This window comes from Streptomyces sp. NPDC002232, from assembly GCF_042890295.1.
GTDB lineage: Bacteria > Actinomycetota > Actinomycetes > Streptomycetales > Streptomycetaceae > Streptomyces.
The window spans coordinates 170,144-182,728 of record NZ_JBIARV010000004.1 but is presented as its reverse complement, the minus strand read 5'-3'; the positions used below and the strand labels follow the sequence as shown (position 1 = coordinate 182,728).

Annotated in this window: 9 protein-coding genes; 7 read left to right on the top strand and 2 right to left on the bottom strand. The window is 74.4% G+C overall.

Features of this window, described 5'->3' with window-relative positions:
- The first annotated feature begins 42 nt into the window (after window positions 1–42).
- The 5 genes from ACFYXU_RS18845 to ACFYXU_RS18825 all read left to right on the top strand — a co-directional run bounded on the left by ACFYXU_RS18845 (window position 43) and on the right by ACFYXU_RS18825 (window position 4,910).
- Window positions 43–900, top strand: a complete 858-nt coding sequence (locus ACFYXU_RS18845) for an enoyl-CoA hydratase (protein WP_389458692.1) — start codon at window positions 43–45, stop codon at window positions 898–900.
- Complete coding sequence (locus ACFYXU_RS18840; RefSeq protein WP_389406040.1) at window positions 900–2,069, top strand: acyl-CoA dehydrogenase family protein; 1,170 nt, start codon at window positions 900–902, stop codon at window positions 2,067–2,069. The genes ACFYXU_RS18845 and ACFYXU_RS18840 overlap by 1 nt, the downstream gene beginning before the upstream one ends.
- Window positions 2,069–3,055, top strand: a complete 987-nt coding sequence (locus ACFYXU_RS18835) for an acyl-CoA dehydrogenase family protein (protein ID WP_376515492.1) — start codon at window positions 2,069–2,071, stop codon at window positions 3,053–3,055. The genes ACFYXU_RS18840 and ACFYXU_RS18835 overlap by 1 nt, the downstream gene beginning before the upstream one ends.
- 189 nt (window positions 3,056–3,244) lie before the next feature.
- Window positions 3,245–4,318 (top strand): acyl-CoA dehydrogenase family protein, encoded by a 1,074-nt coding sequence (locus tag ACFYXU_RS18830; protein ID WP_389458690.1) that lies wholly within the window; start codon window positions 3,245–3,247, stop codon window positions 4,316–4,318.
- Window positions 4,319–4,442: 124 nt separating this feature from the next.
- Entirely contained in the window at window positions 4,443–4,910 is a 468-nt protein-coding gene (locus ACFYXU_RS18825) for a MarR family transcriptional regulator (protein ID WP_376515435.1), read from the top strand.
- Between the two features lie 42 nt (window positions 4,911–4,952).
- Here the strand turns inward: ACFYXU_RS18825 and ACFYXU_RS18820 are convergent, their stop codons facing one another.
- Window positions 4,953–6,161, bottom strand: coding sequence for a glycosyltransferase (locus ACFYXU_RS18820; RefSeq protein ID WP_389458688.1), 1,209 nt, complete (start codon window positions 6,159–6,161; stop codon window positions 4,953–4,955).
- An 81-nt stretch (window positions 6,162–6,242) separates the two neighbouring features.
- A complete protein-coding gene (locus tag ACFYXU_RS18815) occupies window positions 6,243–6,911 on the bottom strand; it encodes a class I SAM-dependent DNA methyltransferase (protein ID WP_376517451.1) in 669 nt (222 codons plus the stop codon).
- Between the two features lie 224 nt (window positions 6,912–7,135).
- On the opposite strand from ACFYXU_RS18815, the gene ACFYXU_RS18810 reads away from it, so the two are divergent.
- Complete coding sequence (locus ACFYXU_RS18810; RefSeq protein WP_389458685.1) at window positions 7,136–8,728, top strand: hypothetical protein; 1,593 nt, start codon at window positions 7,136–7,138, stop codon at window positions 8,726–8,728.
- Between the two features lie 508 nt (window positions 8,729–9,236).
- Complete coding sequence (locus tag ACFYXU_RS18805; protein WP_389459638.1) at window positions 9,237–12,536, top strand: S8 family serine peptidase; 3,300 nt, start codon at window positions 9,237–9,239, stop codon at window positions 12,534–12,536.
- Window positions 12,537–12,585: the final 49 nt, after the last annotated feature.

The window sequence follows — 12,585 nt, the reverse complement described above, 5'->3', positions numbered from 1 at the left end:
CGTACGTTAACCTACCAAACACTTGTTAGGGAAGGAGGGCGGATGTCCGCTGCCCGCACCGCATCCACGGAGCCGGTCCGCTACGAACGCCTCGGCCCGGTGGCCGTCGTCACGATGGACCGGCCCGATTACCGCAACGCCCAGAACTCCGCGATGACGTACGCCCTCGACCGCGCCTTCTACCGCGCGGCCGAGGACGACGAGGTCAAGGTCGTCGTGCTCGCCGGAGCGGGGAAGCACTTCTCCGCCGGCCACGACATCGGCACCCCCGAGCGGGACGCCCACCTGCCGTTCGACCGGAAGGCCGGACTCTGGTGGGACCACTCGGACAAGCGGGGCGCGGAGAGCCGCTTCGCCCGCGAGTCCGAGGTCTACCTGGGCATGTGCCGACGCTGGCGCGAACTGCCCAAGCCCATGGTCGCCTCGGTCCAGGGCGCCTGCGTCGCGGGCGGGCTGATGCTCGCCTGGGTCTGCGACCTCATCGTCGCCGCCGAGGACGCGTTCTTCGCCGACCCCGTCGTCCGCATGGGCATCCCCGGCGTCGAGTACTTCGCCCACCCGTGGGTGATGCCCCCGCGCGTCGCCAAGGAGTTCCTCTTCACCGGCGACCGGATGGGCGCCCGGCGCGCCTACGAGCTCGGCATGGTCAACCGGGTCGTACCGCCCGGGGAACTCACCGAGCGGACCATGGAACTGGCCCACCGGATCGCCGAGATGCCCCGCATAGGCCTGGCCCTGACCAAGCGCGCCGTCAACCAGGCCGAGGACCTCCAGGGCCTGCACACCGGCATGGACTCGGTCTTCGGACTGCACCACCTCGCCCACGCGCACAACGCCGAGACCGCCCCCGACGCGCTGGGCGGCATGGACATCGCCTCGATGAAGGCGGCGGGAGCCTGATGGACCTCGACTTCTCCGCGGCGGACGACGCCTTCCGGGCCGAGGCCCGGACCTGGCTCGCCGCCCATGTGCCCGACACGCCCCTGCCCTCCCTGGAGACGGAGGAGGGCTTCGCCGCCCACCGGCTCTGGGAGCGGACCCTGTCCGACGCCCGCTGGTCGGTGGTCTCCTGGCCCGAGGAGTACGGCGGCCGGGGCGCCTCGCTCCTGCGGTGGCTGGTCTTCGAGGAGGAGTACTACGCGGCCGGCGCCCCCGGCCGGGTCAGCCAGAACGGCATCAACCTCCTGGCGCCCACGCTCTTCGAGCACGGCACCGACGAGCAGCGCGCCCGCGTCCTGCCCTCGATGGCGAGCGGCGAGGTCATCTGGGCCCAGGCCTGGTCCGAGCCCGAGTCCGGTTCCGACCTCGCCTCGCTGCGCTCCACGGCCCGGCGGACCGACGGCGGCTGGCTGCTGAGCGGCCAGAAGACCTGGTCCTCCCGGGCGGCCTTCGCCGACCGCGCCTTCGGACTCTTCCGCAGCGAACCCGGCACCCCGAAGCCCCACCAGGGCCTCACCTACCTGATGTTCCCGCTGGACGCCGACGGCGTGACCGTCCGGCCCATCGGGCGCCTCGACGGCAAGCCCGCCTTCGCCGAGCTCTTCCTCGACGAGGTGTTCGTGCCCGACGAGGACGTGATCGGCGCGCCGGGACAGGGCTGGCGGGTCGCCATGAGCACCGCGGGCAACGAGCGCGGGCTCACCCTGCGCAGCCCCGGCCGGTTCACCGCCGCCGCCGAGCGGCTCACGGCGCTGTGGCGGGAGTCCGCCGACCCCTCCGACACCGCTTTGCGCGACCGGGTCGCCGACGCCGTCATCGGGGCGCGCGCCTACCGGCTGTCCGCCTACGGAGGCGTCTCGCGGCTCGCCGCCGGGGGCGCGATCGGCGCCGAGTCCAGCCTCAACAAGGTCTTCTGGTCCGAGCTCGACATCGCGCTCCACGAGACCGCGCTCGACCTGCTCGGACCCTACGGCGAACTGTCCGACGCGGCCGGGGACGCGCCCGCGCACGGCGGCTGGGCCGAGGGCCACACCTTCTCCCTCGCCGGACCCGTCTACGCCGGAACCAACGAGATCCAGCGCGACATCATCGCCGAGCGGCTGCTCGGCCTCCCGAAGGGACGCCGGTGATGCGGTTCCTCCTCGACGACGAGCAGCGGGAGTTCGCCCGCTCGCTCGACGCCATGCTCGCCTCGGCCGACACCCCCGCGGCCGTACGGGCCTGGGCCGGGGGCGACCCGGTGCCCGGCCGCGCGCTCTGGTCACGGCTCGCCGAGGCGGGGGTGTTCGCCCTCGCCGTGCCGGAGCGGCACGAAGGACTCGGCCCGCTGCCGGTCGAACTCGCCGTCGCCTTCACCGAGCTGGGCCGCCACGCCGTGCCCGGACCGGTGGTGGAGACCGTCGCCGCGGCGGCGCTCCTGGACCGGCTCGGCGACGGCGCCTGCGCGGCGCTGCTGCCACAGATCGCCTCGGGAAAGACGGTCGTGTCCCTGTGCGTGCCGGACGCGGGAAGCCCCTACGCCCTGGACGCGGACACCGCCGACGCCGTGCTCGTCGTCGAGGGCGACACGGTGCGCCTGGCGGAGCGGGCCGGCCCCGTCCAGCCCTCGGCCGACCCCGCGCGCCGTCTGGCCCGGCCGCTCGGCGGCGGTGTCCTGGCGCGCGGCCCGGCGGTGGCCGCCGCCGCCTCGCACGCCGCCGAGGTGGCGTCCCTGGCCACCGCGGCCCAGTGCCTGGGCCTCGGCCGGGCCCTGCTCGACCGGACCGTCGCGTACGTGCGGCAGCGCACCCAGTTCGGCGTGGCCATCGGCTCCTTCCAGGCCGTGAAGCACCGCCTCGCCGACACGCTGATCGCGCTGGAGTTCGCCCAGCCGCTGCTCCACGCGGCGGCGCTGGCCCTGGCCGAGGGGTCGGGCCGTGCCTCCGTCGAGGTCGCCGCGGCGAAGGTCACGGCGGGTGAGGCCGCGTACGCCGCCGCCCGCACGGCCCTCCAGCTCCACGGGGCCGTCGGCTACACGGAGGAGCTCGACCTCGCCCTGTGGATCCGCAAGGCACGCCCCCTCCGCGACGCCTGGGGCACCCCCGCGGCCTGCCGCGCCCGGGTCCTCGCCCCTTGACCGACCGCCCCGCGCGGTGCCCGACGATCCGGGCCGGGCATCCCCGCCCGGCCCGCTCGCCGTCGAGTGCGGTCCGGTGACCGCGCTCGCCGTGTGGCGCACCGCCGGGACCCGGGGCCGGGACCTCTCCGTGGAGGACCCGACGCCCGAGCACTCCCCCACCCGTACCGCATCGAGAGGAGCAGAGGCATGAGGCCGACGGAGGAACAGGAGGAACTGCGGTCCGCCGTACGGGCCGTGCTCGCCCGCCACCAGGGGGAGGCGGCCTGGCGGCCGCTGACCGAGCAGGTCGGCGTCGCGGGGCTCGCCGTCCCCGAGGAGTACGGCGGCGCCGGGTACGGGGCCGGGGAGGTCCACGTGGTGATGGAGGAGCTGGGGCGGGGGCTGAGTCCCGTCCCGTACCTCGGCTCCGCCGTCCTCGTGGTGCCCGCGCTGCTCGCGTCGGACGATCCGGAGGCGTGCGCGCGGCTGCTGCCGGAGCTGGCCTCGGGCACCGGGGTGGGGGCGCTGGCCTGGGCGGAGAACGGTTCCTGGGATCCCTCGGCCGTACGCGCGGAGGCGACGGCGGGGCCCGGCAGAGAGTGGCGGATCACCGGGACCAAGGAGCACGTCCTCGGCGGTGCGGAGGCCGGGTTGCTGCTCGTGGCGGCCCGTACGGAAGCGGGGGTCTCGCTCTTCGAGGTGCCCGTGGACGGCGACGGCGTGACCCGCTCGCCGAGGGTGACGATGGACTCCACCCGGGCGCAGGCGCGGGTGGAGCTCACGGGGGCGCGGGCGCGGCTCGTCGGCGCGGAGGGCGCGGGCGGCCGGGTCCTCGCGCACGTCCTCGACCTGGCCTGCGCGGCGCTCGCCGCCGAGCAGGTCGGCGCCGCCGCGCGCTGCCTCGACCTCACGCTGGCCTATGCCCGGGAGCGGGTCCAGTTCGGCCGGCCGATCGGCTCCTTCCAGGCGGTCAAGCACCGTCTCGCGGACGCCTACGTCCTGGTCGAGTCGGCCCGCTCGGCGGCGCTCGGCGCCTCCTTCGCCGCGGCGGCGGGCGATCCGGGCCTCACCCGGCTCGCGGCGGCGGCCAAGTCGGCCTGCTCGGAGGCGTTCTCGTCGGTGGCGGGCGAGATGATCCAGCTGCACGGCGGCATCGGCATCACCTGGGAGCACGACGCCCACCGCTACTTCAAGCGGGCGCACGGCGCGGCGCAGCTCTTCGGCCCACCCGCCTGGCACCGCGCCCGTCTCGCGGCGGACCTGGGCCTGACCGCGGCCTGAGGAGCGGGGGGGCCGGCTTTCACGCAGGCACCCCCGCCCTCCGCCACTCCAGGCTTGACCTCGACTTAACTTCAGGTTCTACGGTCTTCGTCATCGCCCACAACACCCCCGAGGAGCACCGGACATGACGACTTCCCCGCTCACCGACACCCAGCTCGCCACCCAGCCGGCCGCGTACTGGACCGGACTGGCCTACGAGGCCCTCATCGCCTTCACCCGCGAGCGCCAGGCCGAACACGGCTTCACCCAGCCCCAGTTCTGGCTCCTGCGCAACCTGTCGGCGAACGACCTGTCGGCCGACGGCCGGGGCATGACCGTCCCCGAGCTGCGGGAGGCGATGCGCTCCTACCTCAGGCCGGAGGACGACCTCACCACCGCGGCGCACACGCTCGTCGAGCAGGGCAGACTCCGCCTCGACGACGAGGGCCTGCTGTGGATCACCGAGGCGGGCGAGGCGGCCCGCCTCGAACTGAAGCGGTACGGTCCGGCGATCCGCGCCCGCATCCACGAGGGCATCGACGACGCCGACTACGTCACCACGCTGAAGGTCCTCCGCCAGATGCTGCGGAACACCGGCCGGCCCGTGGACTAGGTCGGGTGGCCGCCCCGGCCCGCGCGTTCGGGCCCCCGTCGGTCAGGCCAGTCTCGCGAGGTGGGCGAGCACCGCGCCCGCGCCGTCCTCCGCGGTGATGCCCCGGGCGAGTTCGGCCGCGCGGTGGCGCAGGGACGGTTCGGACACGCAGGCCGTGATCGCGTCCCCGAGGGACCGCGCGGTCAGGTCCCCGAACGGTACGGGCCGGGGGGCGACTCCCAGGTGGTGCAGCCGGGCCGCCCAGAAGGGCTGGTCGGCCATGACGGGGACGGGCACGGCGGGGACGCCGGCCCGCAGCGCGGCCCCGGTGGTGCCCGCGCCGGCGTGGTGGACGACGGCCGCCGTGCGCGGGAACAGCCAGTCGTGCGGCACGTCGCCGATGGACAGCACGTCGGCGCCCGCGCCGCCCAGCTCCGCCCAGCCCGCCTGCACGACGGCGCGCACGCCCGCCCGCCGTACCGCCTCGGCCACGACGGCGCTGAGCCGCTCCCCTTCTCCCGGCGCCATGCTGCCGAAGCCGAGGAACACCGGCGGCGGACCGGCCTGGAGGAAGTCGGCCAGCTCGGCGGGGGGCCGCCAGCCGTCCGGCCGGGCCGGCCACCAGTAGCCCGACACCTCGACCCCGGCGGGCCAGTCGTCGGGGCGGGGCAGCACCAGCGGGCTGTAGCCGTGGAAGGCCGGCCGGATGTCCGCGGCCGCCGAGGGCGTGTCCTCGGGCAGCCCGAGGCGGTCGCGCAGCCGGGTCACGGCGCCCGCGACGACGTTCTCGGCGCGCCTGAGGACGTCGCGGCCCTCGGCGAGGTTGCCCTCCGGCCCCGGTTCCTCGGTGCCCCGGGAGTTGGGCAGCGGGAACCTCCGGGTGGCGAACGACGGGACCAGGAAGGTGCCGAGGACGGGGAGGCCGTAGGCCTCTCCGGCGGTACGGCTCAGCGGCGCCGGGCCGTGGGCGGTGAGCAGCAGGTCGGCTCCGGCCGCCACCGCGTCGGCCACGCCGTCGGCGAGCCCGTCCGCGTACGCCCTCGTCAGCGCCCCTCTCTCGGCCGGGGACGCGGCCCGTGCCCAGCCCCGGATCAGCGCCTGCGGGTCCCCGGGGACGGTGCGGTGTTCGAGTCCGCACCCTCGGACGAGCGGGGCGAAGGAGGCGTGGGCCGCCACCGCGACCTGATGGCCCGCGTCGAGCAGCCGCCGCCCCAGGCCCGTGAAGGGCGCGACGTCGCCCCGGGAACCGGCGGTGATGATCAGAATGCGCATGGCCGTGATTCTCCTCGCCGGGGGCCGCCGCGTCTCACGGAAGGGCGGCCTGCCCCCGCACGGCCGCCGCCGACCGTGTCCTCAGGAGGGGCGTCGCGCCATGACCACCACGCCCGGGCCGGTGTGTTCGTCGGCGGGGACGCGGAGTTCGGCGACCGGACGCAGGCCGGCCTCCTCGATCAGGGCGACGAGTTGCTCCGGACGCCACTTGTGGGTGGTCCAGCGGACGGGGACGCCGCCGTAGGCCTCGGTGCGCCGGAAGTCCTCGTCGCCCACGTGGGTCGCGGTGATGAAGTGGCCGCCCGGCTTCAGGGCGCGCGCGAACATCGCGAGGACCTGGGGGAGCACCTCCCTCGGCAGGTTGAACAGCGACCACCAGCCGAGCACGCCGGCGAGGGACTCCTCGGCGAGGTCGAGTTCGGTGACGGAGGCGACGTCGAAGCGGCACCCGGGGTGGAGCCGGCGCGCGTTCTCGATCATGCGGGGGGAGAGGTCGACCCCGGTCACGTCGAGTCCGCGCGCGGCGAGGTACGCGGTCACGGTGCCGGGTCCGCAGCCGGCGTCCAGGACGGGCCCGGAGTCGCCGACGCTGTCGGCGAAGGCGTCGACGGCCGCCTTGAACCACGGATGGCGGCGGATGTCGCCCACCCCCGTCGTCAGCACCATCTCCACGTAGTTGTCGGCCACGCGGTCGTAGGAGTCACGGACCACGTCGAGATCTGACGGACGGTCGATTCGGTGGGCGCACATCAGTCCATCATAGGAGCGCGCCGCCCCTCGCCGACGCGGTGTGGATCGTGTGGGGATCGACGGCAGGTCTTGCGCCCGGGGACCTCCCGAAGAGGCGATTTCACCCCAACCGCCCCGCCCATAGCGGGCATTGGCGACGCCCCGGCCGGGTGGCCTTCCGCTCCGGCGTTCTGGAACGCTCCGTTCGCACTTGTTCGACACACGACCGACGGAGGCAACCCCGCATGCCCTCAAGGCGAATACGCCGCGCCTGGCTCACGGCGGCCGTCGCGGCCTCGCTCGCGCTCACCGCCCTGGTCTCCCCGGCCCGGGCCCAGGACGTCCCGGCGGGCTCCTCGGACCCGACGGTCCAGGAGCCGCTGGCGACCGAGGCGCCGCCCGCCGCGTTCACGGCCGCCGCGAGCGTGCCCGGCGGCCCGGCCTCGCCCGGCGACTTCACCCTGTCGCCCGGCGCCCTCAACGCCGAGACCACCTCCCGCGTCGCCCGCCTGGACTCGGTCCTCCCGAAGTCGGGCGTGCAGAACCTGCTGACCGGGGCGAACCGCACCGTGCAGCCGTGGTGCTCGCGCGACCCGTTCGGCACGGCACCGGACCCGGACATCAAGTACTGCCTTCAGAACGACGACTCCGTCTCGCGGGAGTGGGTCCCCCAGGGCCTCACGGGCGTCTCCGACGCGCAGGACGACGAGCTGTGGGGCTCGGCCGGGAACATCCAGCTCTTCGCCTCGTACGACGGCTGGGACCCGGGCCGGGAGGACGACCCGGACCCAGCGACCGGTGACTGCACCGAGGCGGAGCTGGAGGCCGACGACGCCTGCAACCAGAAGGGCGTCCGGATCACCTTCGTGCAGAGCCGGGTCAACCCGGCCTCGGGCGTGTCGGAAGTCAGGTACCGGCACGTCCTGCTGGGCTGGACCTACGTGAACTCCGCCGACCACGTCTCCTTCGACGGCCTGCACGCCTCCGAGTACCCGATCCAGAAGGGCGTCCACGCCGGCGGGATCGTCTGGTACGGCAACTACCTGTACGTCGCCGACACCCGCAACGGCCTGCGCGTCTTCGACCTGCGCACCATCATGGACCTCGACCCCGACGGCGACCCCACCACGCACGACGCGATGGGGAGCGACACCGACGGGGTGAGGACGACCGCGAACACGGAGGACAAGACCAAGGTCGGGCGGCACGACAACGTCTGGTACAGCTTCGGCTACCGCTACGTCATGCCGCAGGTCGCCGCGTGGAAGTTCAAGGCGAAGCAGGGCAATCCGGCGGGTTCGTACGCCTGCGTCGACACCGGCGCGCCCAAGGCCTCGTACATCTCGCTCGACCGCAGCACCACGCCGGACCGTCTGCTCATGGGCGAATACTGCCGTCCGCAGGGCGACCTGAAGTCCACCGGCCGCATCGCCTCGTATCCCGTCGCGGACCTGGAGGGACGCTCCGCCGACGTGACCGCGCAGGGCTGGGCGAACTACCTGCCGCTCTCCGGCGGCGGCGCCCAGGGCGCGGCGGCCCAGGACGGCACGCTGTACGTGAACGAGTCGAAGGGCACGGACGAGCCGGGCAACCTCTGGCGGTTCAACTGGAGCGGCGGCTCGCTGGTCGCGAAGGGGGCGGCCGTCAAGACGGCCCGGGGCGCCGAGGACCTCTACGTGGAGCGCGGCACGGGCCGGTTGTGGTCGCTCTCCGAGCACCGCCCGGCGTCGGCCTCCGACTGCACGGCGAACCGTGACTCCGCCGACCCGGCGGGCACGGACTACTGCCAGCGCGTGCTGTACGGACACAAGCTGAGCTGGCTCGACGCCCGCCCGTAGCGGCGGCGGGCGGAGCGCGGCGCCCTGTCGGCCGTCTCCGTGCTCCGTACCCGGGACGACACCCGCCCCGCCGGCCGTTTCCGTACCCGGGACGACACCCGTCCCCGGTACGGAAACGGCCAAGAGGAAGGGCGCGCTCCCCCGCCCGGACGCGGGTCCGCGAAAAGCCCGTGGGGACTGCCCCGGGCACGGTCCGAGGGACCCTCCGTCGCGCAAGGATCGCCCCGCCGTCATGGTCCGGTCACACTCCCATCGTGGCCCCATCGCACGCGGGCCTCGCACGGTGGCCGGAAACCATGGGAATCAACGCCCCGCTCCCCCACCCGCGTTGATCACGCCTTCCGGTCCTCACATACTGCGCTGACCGGTGACGGGCGCCCTCGCGGCCCCGGCCGGAACACCTCACCCGACCTCATCCCAAGCTCCTGGGGGAGACTTGCGCGCACAGGTGCAGAGAGCACGCGCCTTCACCGTCGCGGCGGCCACATCGGTGGCCCTCGTGGCAGGCATGACAGGCCCCGCGACGGCGGTCGCCGTCGCCACGGCGACCCCGCCCGGCGACACCGCACGCCCCGGCGGGACGGAGCGGATCCCGCTCGTCACCGGCGACCGCGTGGTGGTGGACGCCGCCGGCCGGATGGTGGGCTTCGAGGCCGCCAAGGGCCGCGAACGCATACCCGTCCAGGTGCAGCGCACCGGGGACCACACGCTCGTCGTACCCGCCGACGCGCGGCGGCTGATCTCCACGGGCCGCCTCGACCAGCGGCTCTTCGACCTCGACGTGCTCACCGATCCGCGCCTGCGCAGGAGCCACCGCGCCGGGCTCAAGCTGATCGTGCAGTACGAGGGGGGCGCCGGAGCGGCACGCGCCGGGGTCCGCTCGGCCGGGGACACCCAGCTGCGCCGTACCTTCCCGACGCTCGGCGCCGACGCCGTCCGCACCTCCCCGGCGGACGTGGCCCGGGTGTGGGAGGCGCTGACCGACCCGCGGCCCGGCGGGCTGCGGGCCACCGCCTCCGGCATCGCCAAGGTGTGGCTGGACGGGGTGCGCGGCGCGAGCCTCGACCGCAGCGTCCGGCAGATCGGCGCCGACAAGGCGTGGGCGTCCGGCTTCGACGGCACGGGCGTGAAGATCGCCGTCCTCGACACCGGGGTCGACCGGACCCACGAGGACCTGAGGACCCAGGTGGTGGGCGAGAAGAACTTCTCCGCCTCCGCCGACGCCGTGGACCGCGTCGGCCACGGCACGCACGTCGCGTCGATCGCCGTCGGCACCGGCGCCCTGTCCGGCGGCCGGTTCAAGGGGGTCGCCCCCGGCGCCAGGGTGATCAGCGGCAAGGTCCTCGACGACGACGGCTTCGGGGACGACTCGGCCGTCATCGCGGGCATGGAGTGGGCCGCCGCCGAGGGCGCGGACGTGGTCAACCTCAGCCTCGGCAGCCCCGACAGCCCCGGCGTCGACCCGCTGGAGGCGACGGTCGACCGGCTGTCCGCCGAGAAGGGCATCCTGTTCGCCGTCGCGGCGGGCAACGAGGGCGAGATGGGGTCGTCCACCGTGGGTTCCCCGGGCAGTGCGGACTCCGCGCTGACCGTCGGCGCCGTGGACGCGGACGACCGTCTGGCCCCCTTCTCCAGCACCGGTCCGCGCGTCGGCGACGGCGCCGTCAAGCCGGACCTGACCGCGCCCGGGGTCGGCATCACCGCGGCCGCCGCCCCCGGCAGCGCCATCGACACGCGCCCCGGCACGCCGCACCCCGCTCCGGGCTACCTCGCGATCGACGGCACCTCCATGGCCACCCCTCACGTCGCGGGCGCCGCCGCCCTCCTGAAGCAGCGGCACCCGGACTGGAAGTCCGGCGAGCTCAAGGGCGCCCTGACCGGCTCCACGAAGGGCGGCGCCTACACGGCCTTCCAGCAGGGCACGGGCCGCGTCCAGGTCGATCAGGCGCTGAACGTGGACGTCATCGCCGAGCCGGTGTCGCTGAACTACGGCACGGCGCTCTGGCCGCACCAGGACGACAAGCCCGTCGCCAAGAAGGTCGCCTACCGCAACCTCGGGGACACGAACGTCACCCTGGACCTCTCGGTGTCCACCGTGGACCCGTCGGGCAAGCCCGCCCCGGCCGGGTTCTTCACGCTGGGCGCCTCGAAGGTGACCGTGCCCGCGGGCGGCACCGCCGAGGTGGACCTCGTCGCCGACACCCGCGTCGGCGAGGCCGACGGCACCTACTCGGGCTACGTCACGGCGACCGGCGCGGGCCGGTCCGTGCGCACGGCCGCGGTGGCGGTCCGGGAGGCGGAGTCGTACGACCTCACGGTCCGGACCCTCGGCCGCGACGGCGCCGACGCGCGGAACTTCGCCACCACGCTGACCGGCGTCGGCGGTCCCGCGGCGCAGTTCCAGGCCCGTGTCGACGACGAGCCGGGCGCCCACACGATCCGGGTGCCCAAGGGCTCGTACACCCTGAACACGGCCGTCTACCAGGACCCGTCGGACTACACGGCGGGCACCGACTGGATCGCGCAGCCGAAGCTGGAGATCACCGGCGACACCACCGTCATCTCCGACGCGCGCACCACCAGGCCGGTGGACCTGACCGTGCCCGGCATCGCCAAGGCCGACTACGCGGGCACCTACTACGAGGTCGCGACCGCCGCCGGCCGCGTCGGCAACGGCTGGGTCCTGCGGGGCTTCACCGGCTTCCGCACCGCGCACATGGGGCCGGCGGTCACCGACGGCTCGATGCTCCAGACCTGGGACGCGCACTTCCTGAAGGACGCCACCAGTCAGTACTCGGTGGCCTACGGCGGAAAGACGAGCACGGTCGCGACCGGCTACACGAAGCACGTGAAGGCGAGCGAGCTGGCCACGCTCAAGGTCGGGCTCGGTGCCTCCGCGCCCGGCAAGACCGCGCTGGCCTCCCCGTACGCCCATCTGCCGGGCGCGCCGGAGGGCAACGGGTTCTCCGCGCCGCAGCCGGCGCCGGGCACGCGCACCTTCTACGTCTCCACCGGTGACGGCGCGAGGTGGCTCACCCGGTACAACCAGCTGGGCGACAAGGACGAGTGGGGCTACCCGGCCTTCGAGGGCGCCTGGGAGATGGTCGCGCCGAAGCGCTACGAGGCCGGCCGGACGTACCGCGAGACCTTCGGCACCGGTGTCGTGGGCCCGCTCCTGGGCGAGGGCATGGGCGTCTTCCGTACGGTCGACCCGGTGACGGGCGCGCAGCGGATCGTCGGCGCCGTGCCGCTCTCCTCCGACGGCGCGGGCCACGCCGGGACCGTCCCGTACACCTCGTCCACCTCGACGCTGTACCGCGACGGGATGAAGGTCGCCGAGAGCACCGACCCGCTCAGCGGCTACGAGCCGTTCGCGGTGGACGCCGCGGACGCCGAGTACCGGCTGACGACCTCCGTGGAGCGTCCGGCGAAGGCGAGCGCGGTCTCCACCCGGATCGAGACCGGCTTCACGTTCCGTTCGGGGCAGGTCGCGTCCACCACGGCGCTGCCGGTGTCCACGGTCCGCTTCGCGGCCCCCGTCGACCTGGGCTCGCGGCTTCCCGAGCGCGTCCCGGTCCTGGTCCCGGTGACCGTGCAGGGCGCGGCGGCCGGAGCGAACCTCACGTCGCTCGCCGTAGCGGTGAGTTACGACGACGGGAAGACCTGGCAGTCCGTGAAGGTCGTGGGCGGTCTGATCTCCGTGAAGAGCCCGGCCAAGGACAGCGGCATCGCGCTGTCCGCCAAGGTCACGGACAAGCGGGGCAACACGTCGACGGTGACCGTCCACCACGCGTGGCTCGGGAAGTGACGTCCGGCCGGTGACCCCGGTCGCCGGGAGCGGCGCCCCCACCTCAGGG

What these genes read in the sequence shown, in the direction of transcription:
- ACFYXU_RS18845 (WP_389458692.1), top strand. Translation starts at nt 43, where the DNA reads ATGTCCGCTGCCCGCACCGCATCCACGGAGCCGGTCCGCTACGAACGC.
- ACFYXU_RS18840 (WP_389406040.1), top strand. Translation starts at nt 900, where the DNA reads ATGGACCTCGACTTCTCCGCGGCGGACGACGCCTTCCGGGCCGAGGCC.
- ACFYXU_RS18835 (WP_376515492.1), top strand. Translation starts at nt 2,069, where the DNA reads ATGCGGTTCCTCCTCGACGACGAGCAGCGGGAGTTCGCCCGCTCGCTC.
- ACFYXU_RS18830 (WP_389458690.1), top strand. Translation starts at nt 3,245, where the DNA reads ATGAGGCCGACGGAGGAACAGGAGGAACTGCGGTCCGCCGTACGGGCC.
- ACFYXU_RS18825 (WP_376515435.1), top strand. Translation starts at nt 4,443, where the DNA reads ATGACGACTTCCCCGCTCACCGACACCCAGCTCGCCACCCAGCCGGCC.
- ACFYXU_RS18820 (WP_389458688.1), bottom strand. Translation starts at nt 6,161, where the DNA reads ATGCGCATTCTGATCATCACCGCCGGTTCCCGGGGCGACGTCGCGCCC.
- ACFYXU_RS18815 (WP_376517451.1), bottom strand. Translation starts at nt 6,911, where the DNA reads ATGTGCGCCCACCGAATCGACCGTCCGTCAGATCTCGACGTGGTCCGT.
- ACFYXU_RS18810 (WP_389458685.1), top strand. Translation starts at nt 7,136, where the DNA reads ATGCCCTCAAGGCGAATACGCCGCGCCTGGCTCACGGCGGCCGTCGCG.
- ACFYXU_RS18805 (WP_389459638.1), top strand. Translation starts at nt 9,237, where the DNA reads ATGACAGGCCCCGCGACGGCGGTCGCCGTCGCCACGGCGACCCCGCCC.